The organism is Actinomycetospora aurantiaca (assembly GCF_037401875.1).
GTDB lineage: Bacteria > Actinomycetota > Actinomycetes > Mycobacteriales > Pseudonocardiaceae > Actinomycetospora > Actinomycetospora aurantiaca.
The window spans coordinates 246,681-261,616 of record NZ_JBBEGN010000005.1 but is presented as its reverse complement, the minus strand read 5'-3'; the positions used below and the strand labels follow the sequence as shown (position 1 = coordinate 261,616).

Annotated in this window: 16 protein-coding genes and 1 tRNA gene; 9 read left to right on the top strand and 8 right to left on the bottom strand. The window is 73.6% G+C overall.

Annotated elements, in window-relative coordinates; genetic code table 11:
• Positions 1 to 4: 4 nt before the first annotated feature.
• Genes WCD74_RS13490 through WCD74_RS13475 form a run of 4 tightly spaced genes read left to right on the top strand, consistent with a single transcriptional unit; the run spans position 5 to position 2,709 of the window.
• Positions 5 to 1,003 carry a CobW family GTP-binding protein gene (locus tag WCD74_RS13490; RefSeq protein ID WP_337695346.1) on the top strand — a complete coding sequence of 333 codons (999 nt, stop codon included), beginning with the start codon at positions 5 to 7 and terminating at the stop codon, positions 1,001 to 1,003.
• A 32-nt stretch (positions 1,004 to 1,035) separates the two neighbouring features.
• A complete protein-coding gene (locus WCD74_RS13485) occupies positions 1,036 to 1,992 on the top strand; it encodes a DNA polymerase domain-containing protein (RefSeq protein WP_337695345.1) in 957 nt (318 codons plus the stop codon).
• Between the two features lie 56 nt (positions 1,993 to 2,048).
• The gene (locus WCD74_RS13480; protein ID WP_337695344.1) at positions 2,049 to 2,246 is read left to right on the top strand and encodes a hypothetical protein; all 198 of its coding nucleotides are present in this window, start codon (positions 2,049 to 2,051) and stop codon (positions 2,244 to 2,246) included.
• A 28-nt stretch (positions 2,247 to 2,274) separates the two neighbouring features.
• Entirely contained in the window at positions 2,275 to 2,709 is a 435-nt protein-coding gene (locus tag WCD74_RS13475) for a TIGR03618 family F420-dependent PPOX class oxidoreductase (RefSeq protein ID WP_337695343.1), read from the top strand.
• On the opposite strand, the gene WCD74_RS13470 is transcribed toward WCD74_RS13475, so the two are convergent.
• Positions 2,710 to 3,288: a TetR/AcrR family transcriptional regulator gene (locus WCD74_RS13470; RefSeq protein WP_337695342.1), complete on the bottom strand. Its 579-nt coding sequence runs from the start codon at positions 3,286 to 3,288 to the stop codon at positions 2,710 to 2,712. It abuts the gene before it with no gap.
• A 71-nt stretch (positions 3,289 to 3,359) separates the two neighbouring features.
• On the opposite strand from WCD74_RS13470, the gene WCD74_RS13465 reads away from it, so the two are divergent.
• Positions 3,360 to 3,776, top strand: coding sequence for a VOC family protein (locus WCD74_RS13465; RefSeq protein WP_337695341.1), 417 nt, complete (start codon positions 3,360 to 3,362; stop codon positions 3,774 to 3,776).
• Between the two features lie 107 nt (positions 3,777 to 3,883).
• Positions 3,884 to 4,762: a CPBP family glutamic-type intramembrane protease gene (locus tag WCD74_RS13460; protein ID WP_337695340.1), complete on the top strand. Its 879-nt coding sequence runs from the start codon at positions 3,884 to 3,886 to the stop codon at positions 4,760 to 4,762.
• Here WCD74_RS13460 and WCD74_RS13455 read toward each other — a convergent pair.
• From WCD74_RS13455 to WCD74_RS13425, 7 genes are all read right to left on the bottom strand, one after another.
• Complete coding sequence (locus tag WCD74_RS13455) at positions 4,729 to 5,394, bottom strand: response regulator (protein ID WP_337695339.1); 666 nt, start codon at positions 5,392 to 5,394, stop codon at positions 4,729 to 4,731. The two genes, WCD74_RS13460 and WCD74_RS13455, sit on opposite strands and share 34 nt — an antisense overlap.
• The gene (locus tag WCD74_RS13450) at positions 5,391 to 6,554 is read right to left on the bottom strand and encodes a sensor histidine kinase (RefSeq protein WP_337695338.1); all 1,164 of its coding nucleotides are present in this window, start codon (positions 6,552 to 6,554) and stop codon (positions 5,391 to 5,393) included. Before WCD74_RS13450 ends, WCD74_RS13455 begins: the two co-directional genes overlap by 4 nt.
• A 12-nt stretch (positions 6,555 to 6,566) precedes the next feature.
• Positions 6,567 to 7,928: a glycosyltransferase gene (locus WCD74_RS13445; protein ID WP_337695337.1), complete on the bottom strand. Its 1,362-nt coding sequence runs from the start codon at positions 7,926 to 7,928 to the stop codon at positions 6,567 to 6,569.
• 35 nt (positions 7,929 to 7,963) lie between these two features.
• A complete protein-coding gene (locus tag WCD74_RS13440; RefSeq protein WP_337695336.1) occupies positions 7,964 to 8,437 on the bottom strand; it encodes a hypothetical protein in 474 nt (157 codons plus the stop codon).
• A gap of 154 nt (positions 8,438 to 8,591) precedes the next feature.
• Positions 8,592 to 8,663: transfer RNA gene (locus tag WCD74_RS13435), tRNA-Arg, on the bottom strand.
• A 126-nt stretch (positions 8,664 to 8,789) separates the two neighbouring features.
• A complete protein-coding gene (locus tag WCD74_RS13430; protein ID WP_337695335.1) occupies positions 8,790 to 9,479 on the bottom strand; it encodes a DUF305 domain-containing protein in 690 nt (229 codons plus the stop codon).
• 11 nt (positions 9,480 to 9,490) lie between these two features.
• The gene (locus tag WCD74_RS13425) at positions 9,491 to 10,321 is read right to left on the bottom strand and encodes a thioredoxin-like domain-containing protein (protein WP_337695334.1); all 831 of its coding nucleotides are present in this window, start codon (positions 10,319 to 10,321) and stop codon (positions 9,491 to 9,493) included.
• A gap of 103 nt (positions 10,322 to 10,424) precedes the next feature.
• Here WCD74_RS13425 and argS point away from each other — a divergent pair, with 103 nt between their 5' ends.
• From argS to WCD74_RS13410, 3 genes are read left to right on the top strand one after another with little or no spacing between them, the layout of a single operon-like run.
• Positions 10,425 to 12,077, top strand: a complete 1,653-nt coding sequence (argS, locus tag WCD74_RS13420) for an arginine--tRNA ligase (RefSeq protein ID WP_337695333.1) — start codon at positions 10,425 to 10,427, stop codon at positions 12,075 to 12,077.
• 3 nt (positions 12,078 to 12,080) lie between these two features.
• The gene (gene lysA, locus WCD74_RS13415; protein ID WP_337695332.1) at positions 12,081 to 13,532 is read left to right on the top strand and encodes a diaminopimelate decarboxylase; all 1,452 of its coding nucleotides are present in this window, start codon (positions 12,081 to 12,083) and stop codon (positions 13,530 to 13,532) included.
• On the top strand, positions 13,529 to 14,899 hold the full coding sequence (locus WCD74_RS13410) for a homoserine dehydrogenase (protein ID WP_373696079.1): 1,371 nt from the start codon (positions 13,529 to 13,531) through the stop codon (positions 14,897 to 14,899). The genes lysA and WCD74_RS13410 overlap by 4 nt, the downstream gene beginning before the upstream one ends.
• Positions 14,900 to 14,936 lie beyond the last annotated feature (37 nt).

Here is a 14,936-nt window from a genome sequence, read left to right as displayed (position 1 = left end):
GACCGTGACAGTGCGGACCGTGCCGGTGGTGCTCGTCGCGGGCCATCTCGGCGTCGGGAAGTCATCGCTGGTCAACCACCTGCTGCGGCACGCGGACGGGGTGCGGATCGGGGTCGTGGTGAACGACTTCGGCGCGCTCGGGATCGACGCGATGCTGGTCGCGGGGCAGGCCTCGTCGGTGACGTCGCTGGCGAACGGGTGCCTGTGCTGCGTCACCGACGCCGACGGGCTGTCGGGGGTGCTCGCCGACCTCGTGTCGCCCGCGGCGGGTCTGGACCTCGTCGTCGTGGAGGCCAGCGGTCTCGCCGAGCCCCGCGAGCTGGTGCGGCTGCTGCTCGCGTCGCACGACCCGCACGCGGTGTACGGCGGGCTGGTCGCGGTGCTGGACGCGTGCGCGCCGGACCTCGAGCACGCCCGCCTGGCCGACCTCGCCGTCGTGAACGGGCTGGACCGGTGCGGTGCGGTGGCGCTCGACGAGGTGCGGGCGGCGGCGCCCGGCGCCGTCGTCGGGACCTCGCACGGGGCGCTGGACCCGGCGCTGCTGGTCGACCCGGTCCGCCGTCCGCAGCCGTCGCAGCTGACCCTGGACGCGCTGCTCCGCGAGGCCGACGGCGAGCACCCGCACGTGGCGGCCTCCAGCGTGTCGTTCACCTCGGAGCGTCCGCTGGACGCCGGCCGGCTCGCCGCGTTCCTGGAGTCCGGGCCGCGCGGCGTGGTGCGGATCAAGGGCATCGTGCGGATCCCCGACACCGGGGGCGAGGGCTTCGACGAGACCCCCGACGTCTGGGAGGTGCAGACGGTCGGCACCGCCATCCGGGTGCGCCCCGCGCCGGGGCGCCGCGACACCCGGGGCGCGCGGCTGGTACTGATCGGGCACGACCTCGACGAACCGGCCCTGCGCGCGGCCCTCGCCGCGTGCGTGGTGGCGGACGACGCGCCGCCGCCCTCGGCGCACGCGGCCCTGGCGCTCACCCGCTACCGGATCGACCTGACCACGGCTTGACCCGGTCCGTCCTCCCCGCCACGGTTCCTCGGGTGGCGAGCGAACCGGACGAGACGCGCGACGGCGTCGGGCTGACCCACCTCGACCAGCCGCTGCTCGCCGGTGACCCGGTGACGAAGCGGCAGCTCGTGGACCACCTCGACGCGGTCGCGGAGCGGATGCTCCCGCTGCTCGCCGACCGGCCGCTGTCGGTGGTGCGCGCCCGCGGCGACCAGCGGTTCATGCAGAAGAACCTGCCCAAGGGCGCGCCGGACTGGATCCGCTCGGTCACGTTCTGGTCCGAGAGCTCCCAGCGCGACGTCCACTACGCCCTCGCCGCCGACCGCGCGACGCTGCTGTGGTTCGGCAACCAGCGCGCGATCGAGTACCACGTCCCGCTCGCCACCGCGGACGAGCCGTGGACCGCGACCCACCTGGTCCTCGACCTCGACCCGCCCGAGGGCGCCGACCTCACGCCCGTGGTGACCGCGGCCCGCGCGGTGCGCCGGGTGCTGCAGGAGGCCGGGTTCGAGCCCGCGGTGAAGACGTCGGGAGCGAAGGGACTGCACGTCGTCACGCCGATCGGGCCCGCCGAGATGGCCGACGTGCACGCCGCGACCCGGGCGGTCGCCGCGCGCGCCGAACGCCACGAGCCGGACACCACGACGACGGCGTTCATCAAGGCCGACCGCGGCGGCAAGGTGTTCCTCGACGCCACCCGGGCCGGTGGCGCCACCGTCGTCGCGGCCTACAGCCCCCGCGTGCGGCCGGGCCTGCCCGTGAGCTGCCCGCTCGACTGGGACGAGCTGGACGACGTCGTGCCCGGCGAGATCACGGTCGCCACGCCCGACCGGTTCCTCACCGGCCCGACCTGGACCGAACGCCTCGGTGCGGCCCGACCGATCCCGGCCGACCTGATCGAGGAGGGCCACACGATCCCGGTCGCGCGGGTCGCGGCGATGCACGAGGGCAAGCGACGGAAGCGGGCGGCGGACCGCGGGGAAGCGTGAACCCGAGGTATCAGGTACCGTCGGTACCGACAACATCGTCGCACCGAGGAGGAACCGTGCTCGGAGACATCGCGGGGATCGCCCCCGTCAAGGACGCCCTGATCGTCACCAACGCCCTGCTGGAGCGCGTGCTGGCCGAACTGAAGGTCACCAACGTGACCCAGCTCGACGCCGTCGTCACCGAGCTGCGCGCCGTGCGGGAGTCGGTGGACCGGCTCGTCGTCGCGCAGGAGGCGACCGCACAGGCCGGGTAGTCGGCGGGGGCGTCGGGCACCCGCGCGCATGGCAGACACGCGCAACGGTCCCGAGCTGCACCCGATGACCACCGAGCTGGCGTCCGGGGTGAACTACGCGTCGGTCTCGACCATGCTGCCGAGCGGGCTGATCCAGACGCAGATCCTGTGGGTCGGCCTCAAGGACGGCCGGCTCGTCCTGAACACCGAGACGCATCGCAAGCGCTACCAGAACCTGCAGCGCGACCCGCGGATCACCGTGCTCATCCGCGACGAGGCCGATCCGCACCGCTACGCGGAGGTGCGCGGCGAGGTCACCGAGTTCACCACCGGCGACGAGGCCCGCACGCACATCGACGAGGTCTCGCGGAAGTACTTCGGCAAGGACTACCCGCCGGAGGCGATCAAGTCCGAGCGCGTGATCCTCTGGGTCACCCCGCACCGGCAGACGATCGTCGACCAGAACGTCGACATGAGCGACTGATCACCGCGCGAGACCGGTCAGGATCCGGTCGATCGCGCCCCACGTCGCCCCGAGGTCCGGGGAGTCGGACTCCGCGAGCCGCAGCGCCGCCTCGTTCAGCGCGCCCGAGAGGACGTGGGCGAGCGGCTCCACCGGGCCCGGGGCGAGGCGGTCGGCCGCGACCGCCGCACGCAGCGCACCGACGAGCAGGCGCCCCGAGGCGTCGTCGTCGAGCGCCCGCCACCGGCTCCAGCCGAGGACGGCCGGCCCGTCCACGAGCATGATGCGAGCCGTCCCCGGGGCCGTGCTCGCGACGAGGAACTCGCGGCAGCCCGCGCGGAGCTGCTCCCACGGGTCGTCCTCCGCATCCGCTGCGACCTCGACGGCCGCGGCCACCTCGGACTGCACCAGGGCGAGCACGGCCTCGAACAGCTCGGCCTTCCCGTCGAAGTGATGGTAGAGCGCGCCCTTCGTGACGCCGGCCGTGGCCACCAGGGCGCTGAGGCCGACGGCGGCGTAGCCGTGCTCGGCGAAGAGCTGGCGACCCGCCGTCACCAGGGCCTCGCGGGTCCGCTCCTTCTGGTCCGCGCGCACTCCCATCCGGCCTCCTTGACGTACCACCGGTATGCGAATAGGTTTCGCGTACCGATGGTACGTCAACGGAGGTCCGCATGTCGCTCACCAGCCTCTACCCCGTGCTCTGCTGCTCCGACGTGGCGGCTGCTCGGGACTTCTACGTCACGTGGTTCGGCTTCGACGTGACGTTCGAGGCCGACTGGTACGTCTCCCTGCGCCGTACGAGCTGGGAGCTCGCCCTCGTCGACGCCACGCACCCGACGGTGCCCGACGCCTACCGCGGGCGCCCTGCGGGCGGACTGCTGCTGAACCTGGAGGTCGACGACGTCGACGCCGAGTGGGAGCGGCTCGTCGTGCGCGGCGGCCTTCCCGCCGCGCTCGACCTACGCTCCGAGGGCTTCGGGCAGCGCCACTTCATCGTCACCGCCCCCGACGCGGTGCTCGTCGACGTGATCACGCCCATCGAGCCCTCGGCCGAGTACGCCGCGATGTTCGCCGAACTCACCGGGTAGGACGAGTGCGCCTGGGCGGTCCGGCGCCTGCATCCTCCGATGCAACCCGCGTGGTGCGTTCCTCCGGCGCTCGTGGCCGGGCCCCTCGGATTCCTAGCGTCGCGGTCATGACGATCCTCCGCCGACGTCCGCTGACCAGCTTCTTCGTCCTCGCCTGCACCCTGAGCTGGGTGGCCTGGACGCCGTACGTCCTCTCGGAGAACGGGCTCGGCCTCTGGGCGTACCGCTTCCCCGAGGTGCTCGGGACGAGCCAGATCCTCGGGGTCCTGCCGGGCGCCTACCTCGGGCCGATCGCGTCGGCCTTCCTGGTGACCGCCCTGGTCGACGGCCGCCCCGGGCTGCGGCGGTGGATCGGTCGGATGGGGCGCTGGCGGGTCGGCGGGCGGTGGTACGCGATCGCGCTGCTCGGGGTGCCCGCGGTGCTGCTCGTCGCGGGGACCGCCCAGGCGGGCGGCGCGATCGTGGCGCCCTCGCTGACGGCGCTCGCGATGTACGTCCCGGGGCTGGTCCTCCAGGTCGTGACGACGGGTCTGGCCGAGGAGCCGGGCTGGCGGGACTTCGCCCTGCCCCGGCTCCAGGGCCGGCTCGGCGCGCTCCGGGCCTCGTTCGTGCTCGGGCCGGTGTGGGCGCTCTGGCACGCGCCGCTGTTCCTCACCGAGTGGGGCGGGCGGGACACCACCTGGATCAGCCCGCTCAACTTCCTGATCTTCACCGTCGCGTTCACCGTCGTCGTCACCTGGCTGTTCAACCGCAGCGGCGAGAGCCTCCCGGTCGCCGTGCTCGCCCACGTGAGCGTCAACAACACCGCGTCGGTCCTGTGGGGCGAGATGTTCCCGACGATCGACGGCGACGGCTCGATGCAGGCGATGGCCGCCGCGGCGACGGTGGCGGCCGCCCTCGTCGTGATCGGGACGCGGGGGCGGCTGGGGCTGCCCGACCGCGCCGAGGACCGTCAGGACCTGTCGTCGGACACGGTGACGACGTGATTCTGGTAGGCCCAGACCACCGCCTGGAGCCGGGACCGGACGCCGAGCTTGGGCAGCATGCGGGCGAGGTGCGACTTCACCGTGGACACCTCGACGACGAGCGACCCCGCGATCTCCTCGTTCGACATGCCCTGCGCGAGGAGCGCCAGGATCTCCCGTTCGCGGGGCGTGAGCACGGTGTCGCCCCGACCGGCGGAGACCGGGTGGAGCCGCCGACGGTCGACGAACTCGCGCAGGATGCGGCGGGTCAGGGTGTGGTCGACGGTTCCGTGCCCGGCCGCGACCTGCCGGACGGCCGCCACGATCGTCGCCGGGTCGGAGTCCTTGAGCAGGAAGCCTGCCGCGCCGGCCTCGAGGGCTCCGAAGACGTAGTCGTCCAGGTCGAACGTCGTCAGGATCAGCACCGGGACCGGGGTCCCGGCCGTGAGCTCGCGGGTCACCTCGATGCCGGTGCGCCCGGGCATGCGGATGTCGAGGCAGACGACGTCCGGGGCCAGCTCGTGCGCCATCGCGAGCGCCTCGTCGCCGTCGGCCGCGGCCCCCACCACCTCCAGGTCCGGTTCCGCGGCGAGGAGGGTCGTCAGCCCCGTCCGGACGAGGGCCTGGTCGTCGGCCACGAGCACGCGGATCACGCGGGGTCCTCCTCGACGGGGACGGTCAGCCGGACCTCCCAGCCGCCCGACGGGATCGGACCGTACGCGAGCGTCCCGCCCACGAGCCGGGCCCGCTCGGCCATCCCGACGAGCCCGAAGCCGCCGCCGGACGCCCGACCGACGTCGTCCGACGGGTCGTTCGTGACCGTGACTGACAGTCGGTCCCCGTGGCGTGCCACCGTGACCGAGCACGGGGCCCCGGGCGCGTGCGAGGCGGCGTTCGCCAGGGACTCCTGCACCATCCGGTAGACGACGAGCTGGGCCAGGGGGCCCGGGACCGCGCCGTCGTCGGACCGCACGAGGTCGACGTCCGCGCCGGCCTCCCGGCGCGCTGCCACCAGGCCCGCGACGGCGCCGACGGTCTCGGTGGGGCGGTCCGCGTCCGGTCCGTCGCGCAGCAGGCCGACGACCCGCCGGAGGTCGTCGAGCACGGCGCGGCTCTGGTCGCGCAGGAGCGCCGCCGACCGCTTCGCGGCGTCCGGGTCGGTCTCGACGAGGCGGCCGAGCGCGGCGGCCATGACGGCGATCCCGGACATGTGGTGGGCGGCGATGTCGTGCAGCTCCCGCGACATCGCCGTCCGTTCCCGCGCCGCGACGGCCGCGGCGAGGGCCTCCTGCTCGCGGCGCAGGGCGAGCACCTCCTGACGACGGGCCTCCCGCGCCTCCCGCTGCGTGGCCACCACCAGGGCGGGCAGGACGGGCAGGCCGACCACGACGAGCGCCTGGAGCAGGGCGGCGACGGGCGCCGCCCCGCCGTCGTTCACCGCCTGGCCCAGACCGACCAGCAGGACGGCCGCCGCGAGGACGAGCGCGGCCCGGCTCAGCGGACGGAGGTGCAGGACGACGAGGAAGGTCCCGACGAGGACCCCGACCGCCGTCACGCTGAAGCCCGCGGAGGGCGCGGCCACCGCGGGGAGCAGGGGCACCGCGGCGACCACGAGCAGCAGCTCCGGTCTGCGCTGCGACCCCACCACGGCGGCCGACTGCACCAGCACCGTGGCGAGCAGGAACCACCACGCCCGCTCCTCGATGCCCGGGACCGGCTCGCCGTCCGCCACGAGCGGCAGGAGCGCCAGCAGCCCGACGGCGACGACCGCGCACCCGAGGCCGGGGACCAGGCCCCGCCGGGTCGTCGTCACGAGGACCCGTGTCTAGCCGGCGACGGTCAGGCGGTCGACCTCCGCGAGCAGGTCCGAGACCTGGCGGACGACGCTGAAGTGGTCGCGCGCGTAGGCCGCCGCGCCGGGGCCCTTGGAGTGCTTCCAGTCCTCGTCGAGGGCGCGGTCGACCGCGGCGACCAGTGAGTCCGCCAGGGCCTGCCGGTCGTCGGTCTCGGGGACCAGCACGCCGACCTCGGGCGTGACGAAGTCGCGCGGTCCGCCGGAATCGGCACCGATCACCGGGGTGCCGCACGCCATGCACTCGAGGAACACGAGTCCGAACGGCTCGCGGTAGGACGGGAACACCCCGACGTGCGCGGCCGCGAACATCGTCGCGAGGTCCTCCTGTTGACGCGGGCCGAGGAAGACGGCGCGACGCAGACCGAGCTCGGTGACGAGGTCGGCGATCGCGCGCTTCTGCTCGTCGGGCCCGCCGCCGGCCACGACGGTGAGGATCCGGCGGTCCTCCTGCTCGTAGGTCGCGGCCGCCCGGAGCAGGGCGTCGAGCCGCTTCCAGTCCGCGAACTTGCCGCAGAACGCGACGACCGCGTCGAACCCGTCGTCGGGGAGGTCGTCGGTGAGCGTGGCGAGGGCCGCGGCGGGCTCGGCGTCGGACTCGCGGAAGACGCGGTCGTTGTAACCGTTGTGCGAGAGGACGACGCGTTCGCGGGGGAAATCCGGGAAGACGTGCGAGAACGCCTCGATCTGTTCCGAGGAGATCGACGCGACCACGTCCACGCCCACCCACGGGGTCGAGCTCCGCTCCGCTTCGTCTCCCGCCGGGAAGATCTGCTCGCGCTGCATGAACGGCAGGAACCGCAGCGGGAACTCCTCCGGCTCGTTCCCGGCCTGCTCCTTGGCGAACATCTTCAGTTCGGTGCCGTGCACGAAGCACACCAGCGGGATGCGCGGCTTGCCGGCCTCGACGCGGGCGCGGATGACGTCGCGCATGACGACCGGGTTCATGAAGGCGTGGTGGGCGATGACCAGCCCGAACTCGTCGCCGGTGCTCGCCTCGACCTCGTCCATGAACGCCGTGACCTCGCGCGTGAGCCGGGCCCGGTAGGCCGCGACCTCGTCCTCGCCCATGGCGTGCCAGCGGTAGCTGGAGACGGGTGAGACCGATTCGCAGATCGGGATGTCGTGCTCGAGCTCGAAGACCCGCACGTCCTCCTCCCGGAACCGCTGCACGCGGGAGGGGTACATGGAGTACGCGCGGATGCCGTCGATCTCGTTGTACGCGCGGTGGTGTGCCTCGTGCAGGATCCCCGACCCGGGCGCGAACTCACCGCCCCGCTGCCAGTTGTTGGTGCCGAGCTGGAAGATCAACCGTGGCCGGCCGGGGGAGCCCATGGGCGAGATCGTAGAGATACACCACCGCCGTCACGTCACCGCAGGCGAATCTCGTAGTCGTTCTGCGAGACGTTCCCGCTGCCGTACCGGCCGTCGGCGCGGAACCGGTCCGAGGGGCGGCCGAAGAAGTCCATCGGGCCGTACTGGCTCGCCACGGCGGCACCGCTGTTCGACCCGACGAACGGGTTGTTCCACTTCACGAACACCCGCTCCAACGGCGCGTCCACCCCGTCGACGACGTAGAAGATGTGCCCCTCCACGCCGGTCAGGAAGCCCTTGTCCCGGACCGAGAACACGCTCGCGGACTCCGGCGGGATGACCTGGTCGGCCGGGTCGGCCCAGCCGCCGTGGTCGAAGCCGGCTCCCCAGGAGTGCAGTTCGTACGGCGTGTGGTTGTAGACGGTGACCGCCACACCCCGGTCGGTGTCGAGCACGCCGTAGATGTCCTGCAGGGCCTTGGCCGTCTCCGCGGCCGCCTTCACGGCTGCTGCGATCGCGATGATGCTCATGGTGCTTCCTCCCGGGTCCGGTGGCCCCGTCCCGCCCCGTCGGGGGCTTCGTGGGCGACACGGACACGGTCCCGTGGGGACCGGGCCGGGATCGTCGATCCGGAGGTGGCACCTGCGCGTCCACCCTGGGGTGGAGGACCGCGTGAGGAATGGGTGCCCCCGGCAGGATTCGAACCTGCGCTCCCGCCTCCGGAGGGCGGTGCTCTATCCCCTGAGCTACGGGGGCGGTACCGGCGACGACTCTACTGCATGGGCACGGATGATCACGCGCCCGGGGCTGGTCGAGCGCGGCGCCCTGCTGACGTCCGGTGGCAGCCGTGTGCCACCGCTGACATCACGGGGCGCCGACGGCTCAGTTCATCGGCAGGGGTGCCGCGCCGCGGACGGCGAGCAGCTGCGTCATGGTCTGCGACTCGGCGGTCTGGGTGGTGACCATCGAGGTCGCGAGCGTCCGCACCGCGGGGACGGACGCCTGGGCGGACGCCATCTCCATCATGTGCAGCCCGCCCTCGTGGTGGCGCAGCATGAGCTGCAGGAACTCCACGTCGAGCCCCTGCCCGGTGGCGGCCCGGAACCGCTGCAGGTCGGTCTCCGTGGCCATGCCCGGCATCGAGGGCATCGGCATGCCCATCCACGCCATGTACTGCCCGGGGGCGGTTTCCCCACGCTGCTCCGAGAGCTGGAGCCAGCCCTGCATCATCCCCAGCTGCTGGGTCTGCGACGACTCGATGTCGAAGGCGAGCTGCCGCAGCGCCGGGTCGGTGGTGTTCGAGCGCTCCCACACCGCCATTTGGATCGCCTGGCGGTGGTGGACGCTCATGTCCTGCAGGAACCCGACGTCCACCGAGCCGGCCGCGGGGGCGTACGTCGGCGCGGTCCGCTGCCCGATGAGGGCGCCGACCAGGCCACCGACCAGCAGCAGGATCAGGACCGCGCCGATCGCGACGACGGCCTTGGCCCAGCCGGGCGAGGCCCCCCACCAGCCTCCGCCGCCCTCGTCGTCGTGATCGTCGACCTCGGGTGGTTCGGGAGGTGAGCTCACCGAGGAGGCCGTCATCCCGCACCGCCCATGCCGCCGGCGCCGGAGGTGCCCTGGTAGTCCATCGGCAGGGCGTCCCGCGGGTAGGGCTGCCCCTGGAACGGGGGCGGGTTCGCCGGGTCGAAGGCGCCCGGGCCGAGGGCGTCGCAGCTGGCGCCGACCTCGGGGAACACGCCGTTCGGGTTGCCCCGCAGCGAGCTGACGAACTGGTCGATCCGCGGGTCGGCCGCGTCCGGGACCGCGAGCTGGTGGCCCCACGACTGCAGCGAGATCGGCTGCTCGAGGCCCGGGTAGGGCGACATCATCATCTGGTTCTGACCCTGCACCTTGGCGGTGAGCGTCTCGAGCGCGGCACCCTGGACCCGGGCGGGGTCGTACGCGATCCACACGGCGCCGTGCTCCAGCGAGTGCACCATGTTCTCGTTGCGGACCGGCTGCGTGTAGACCTGCCCGTTGCACGCGGCCCAGTAGCCGTCGTGCGGGCCGCCGAACGGCGGCGTCCGGTCGTAGGCCACGCGCTGCTCGGGCGTGACGTGGTGCTGGCCCTCGTACGCCTGCAGGACGATGCCCGGGATCGCCAGCGACGGATCCGGGTTGTCCTGGCTGGGGCGCCACGGGCTGATCTGCGACGACCGGTCGAACAGGAAGTACCCGATCCCGCCGATCAGGGCCAGCACGACGACGATCGCGCCGATCAGCAGCCAGGGCACCTGGCGGTTCTTCGGCGCGGAGCGACCCGCCGAGGAGGTCCGCTTCCGCGCGCCGGCCACGGGATTCTTGCCGCGCTGCGGCGGACGGCCACCCTTGCCGCGCTGCGGGGTCCCGGTGGAACGTCCACTCGCCATGCCTCCGGATTCTAGGGATGAGCTGTGTGTGAGTTGCTCCTACCCTCGGTGATCGCCAGCCGCTGGACCGGGGGACCGGTCGGCCTCCCTAGACTCGGTGGACGTGACCCCCGCTGCGCTCGCCGATCTCCTGCACGCCGTCGCCGTCGACGTGCTGACCGAGCGCGGCCTCGACACCGCCGCGCTGCCCGACGAGGTCACCGTCGAACGGCCCCGCAACCCCGAGCACGGCGACTACGCCACCAACCTCGCCCTGCGCAGCGCCAAGAAGGCGGGCGTGAAGCCCGCCGACCTGGCGGGCTGGCTCGCGGAGCGCCTGGAGACCACCGACGGGGTGGCCGCCGCCGAGGTCGCCGGCCCCGGCTTCCTCAACCTGCGCCTGGCCGCGGACGCCCAGGCGGGCATCGTCGCGGAGATCCTCGCGCAGGGCGCCGCGTACGGGCACGGCGACGCGTTCACCGGCCAGGCGGTGAACCTCGAGTTCGTCTCCGCGAACCCGACCGGTCCGATCCACCTCGGCGGCACCCGCTGGGCCGCCGTCGGCGACGCGCTGGGCCGGGTGCTCGAGGCGCAGGGCGCGGCGGTGACGCGGGAGTACTACGTCAACGACGCGGGCGCGCAGATCGACCGGTTCGCCGAGTCGCTCATCGCGGCGGCCCGGGGCGAGCCGGTGCCGGAGAACGGCTACGGCGGCGCGTACGTGGCGGAGGTGGCCGCGAAGGTCGTCGAGACCGAGCCCGGCGTCCTGGACCAGCCCGCGGACCAGGTGCTGCACGCCTTCAAGCGGCTGGGCGTCGCGGTGATGCTCGACGAGATGCGGGCGTCGCTGGAGTCGTTCGGCACGCACTTCGACGTCTGGTCCTCCGAGCTGGCGCTGCACGCGTCGGGCGCGGTCGAGGACTCGGTGCAGAAGCTCAAGGACGACGGCGCCCTCTACTACGCGGACAACGCCTGGTGGCTGCGCTCGACCGACCACGGCGACGACAAGGACCGCGTCGTCATCAAGTCCGACCGCCGCCCCGCCTACATCGCCGGCGACATCGCCTACTACCGGGACAAGCGGGCCCGCGGCGCCGACCTGGCGATCTACATGCTCGGCGCCGACCACCACGGCTACATCCACCGCCTCAAGGCGGTCGCCGCCGCGTTCGGGGACGACCCGGCCCGCGTCGAGGTGCTCATCGGCCAGCTGGTGAACCTGCTGCGCGACGGCGAGCCGGTGAAGATGTCCAAGCGCGCCGGCACGATCATCACGCTCGAGGACCTCGTCGACGCGGTCGGCGTGGACGCCGCCCGCTACACGCTGACCCGCTCGAGCGTGGACCAGGTGCTCGACATCGACCTGGACCTGATCAGCCGGCGCACCAACGAGAACCCCGTGTTCTACGTGCAGTACGCCCACGCCCGGCTCTCCGCGCTGGCCCGCAACGCCGCGGACCTGGGCGTCAGCGCCGCGGACCCCGATCTCGCCCTGCTCGTCGAGCCGCGCGAGGGCGACCTCATCCGCACGCTCGGCGAGTTCCCCCGCGTGCTCGCCTCGGCCGGCCAGCTGCGCGAGCCGCACCGCGTCGCCCGCTTCCTCGAGGAGCTCGCCGGCGCCTACCACCGCTTCTACGACACCTGCCGGGTGCTGCCCCAGGGCGACGAGTCGCCGGCGGCCCTCCACACCGCCCGCCTCGCCCTGTGCGACGCGACCCGCACCGTCCTCGCCTCGGGCCTGCAGCTGCTCGGTGTCTCCGCCCCGGAACGGATGTAGACCATGACCCGCGCCCACCCCGCCGGGCCCCGGCACGCCGACGTCCTGCCCGCCCACGACACCCCCGGCCCGATCCCGCGCGACGGCGCCGCCCTCGACGCCCTGCCGCCCGCGGTCTGGCCGCGGAACGCCCGCCGTCACGACGACGACGGCGTGGTCCGGCTCGCGGGCACCGACGTCCGCGAGCTCGCCGAGCGGCACGGCACGCCGCTGTTCGTGGTCGACGAGGACGACTTCCGGTCCCGCTGCCGCGACCACGCGCAGGCCTACGGCGACCCCGCGCTGGTGCACTACGCCGCCAAGGCGTTCCTGTGCACCGAGGTCGCGCGGTGGGTGGCCGACGAGGGCCTCGGCCTGGACGTGTGCAGCGCCGGGGAGCTCGCGACGGCGCTGCGCGCCGACTTCCCCCCGGCCCGGATCACGATGCACGGCAACAACAAGTCCCTCGCGGAGCTCGACGCGGCGCTCGAGGCCGGGGTCGGGCGGGTGGTGGTCGACTCGTTCGCCGAGATCGCGCGCCTGGACGACCTCGCCCGCCGTCGGGACCGCACCGCCGACGTCATGGTGCGCGTGACCGTCGGGGTCGAGGCCCACACCCACGAATTCATCGCGACCGCGCACGAGGACCAGAAGTTCGGGTTCTCGCTGGCCGGCGGGGACGCCGCCGAGGCGGTGCGGCGGGTGCTCAAGTCGCGCGGGCTGCGGCTGGTCGGACTGCACTCGCACATCGGCTCGCAGATTTTCGACGCCGGCGGGTTCGAGCTGGCCGCGCGCCGCGTGGTCGGGCTGCTCGCCGAGATCCGCGCCGAGCACGGCGACCTCGCCGAGGACGCGAGCGCACTGGTCGACCTCGGCGGCGGGATGGGCATCGCCTACACGACGGCGGACCAGCCCCGGACGGCGTCGTGGCTGGCCGGGGAGCTGCACGCGATCGTCGAGCGGGAGTGCTCGCGGGCCGGGATCCCCCTGCCGCGGATCGCCGTCGAGCCGGGCCGGGCGATCGCCGGGCCGGGCACGGTCACGCTCTACACGGTCGGCACGATCAAGGACGTCGAGCTGGGCGGGGGCACGCGCCGCCGCTACGTCTCGGTCGACGGCGGGATGAGCGACAACATCCGCACCGCCCTCTACGACGCCGCCTACGACTGCCGGCTGGTGTCCCGGTCCGCCTCCGCGGGCGCGGCGAACCCGGGCGGCGACGCGCCGACGCTGTGCCGGGTGGTCGGCAAGCACTGCGAATCCGGCGACGTCGTCGTCCGCGACTGCTGGCTGCCCGCGGACCTCGCCCCGGGCGACCTGCTCGCGGTCGGGGCCACCGGCGCCTACTGCTACGCCATGGCGAGCGCGTACAACAAGGTGCCGCGGCCGGCGGTGGTCGCCGTCCGCGACGGCGCGGACCGGACGATGCTGCGCCGCGAGACCCTCGACGACCTGGCGCGCCTGGAGGTGCTGTGAACGCGGTGGGCAAGGACGTCGTCAAGGTGGCCCTGCTCGGCTGCGGGGTCGTCGGGTCGCAGGTGGTCCGCCTGCTCGACGAGCAGGCCGACGAGCTCGCCGCCCGCGTCGGGGCACCCGTCGAGCTGGCCGGCATCGCGGTCCGGCGCCCGCAGCGCCACCCGGAGCTGCCCGCCGACCTCGTGACCACCGACCCGGCCCAGCTCGTCGCCCGACCCGACGTCGACGTCGTCGTCGAGCTGATGGGCGGCATCGAGCCCGCGCGGGACCTGCTGCTCGACGCCCTCAAGAACGGCCGCTCCGTGGTCAGCGCGAACAAGGCGCTGCTGGCCGAGGAGGGCGAGGCGCTCGCCACGGCGGCCCGGGAGTCCGGGGCGGACCTCTACTACGAGGCGTCCGTGGCCGGGGCGATCCCGCTGCTGCGCCCCATCCAGCAGTCGCTGGCCGGCGACCGCATCCGCCGCGTGGCCGGCATCGTCAACGGCACCACGAACTTCATCCTCTCGGCGATGGAGTCCACCGGCGCCGGGTACGCGGACGCGCTCGAGGAGGCCGGCCGGCTGGGCTACGCCGAGGCCGACCCCACCGCGGACGTCGACGGCTACGACGCCGCGTCCAAGGCGGCGATCCTCGCGAGCCTGGCCTTCCACACCCGGGTCACGGCCGCGGACGTGCACCGCGAGGGCATCCGCGACGTCACGGCCACCGACATCGCCTCGGCCCGGGCGCTCGGCTGCAGCGTGAAGCTGCTGGCGATCTGCGAGCAGGTCGACACCGCCGCCGGGCCGGCCGTGTCGGCGCGCGTGTACCCGGCGATGATCCCGCGGTCGCACCCGCTCGCCTCGGTCTCGGGGGCGTTCAACGCGGTGTTCGTCGAGGCCGACGCCGCCGGGCCGCTGATGTTCTACGGCCAGGGCGCGGGCGGGCCGCAGACCGCGAGCGCGGTGCTCGGCGACCTGGTCGCCGCGGCGCGCAACAAGGTGATCGGCGGCCGCGGCCCCCGCGACACCGCCTACGCGCACCTGCCGATCCAGCCGATGGGCGACGTGCGCACCCGCTACCACGTCAACGTCGACGTCCACGACCGCGCGGGCGTGCTGGCCGCCGTGGCCTCGGTGTTCGCCGAGCACGAGGTCTCGATCGCGACGGTGAAGCAGGAGGGCGGGAAGGACGGGGATGACCGGGGTCATGGTGACGACGGGCCCACGCCCGCCACACTGGTCGTCGTGACCCACGAGGCCTCGGACGCGGCGCTGCGGGCCACCGTCGAGGCGCTGTCGGGCCTGGAGTCCGTCCGCGGGGTGGCCAGCGTCCTGCGCGTCGAGGACCTCGGTCGTCCCGCGAGTGCTCTCGGAGGAGCCCAGTGAGCCTGCTCGGTACCCGCGTCGAGTGGCCCGGCATCAT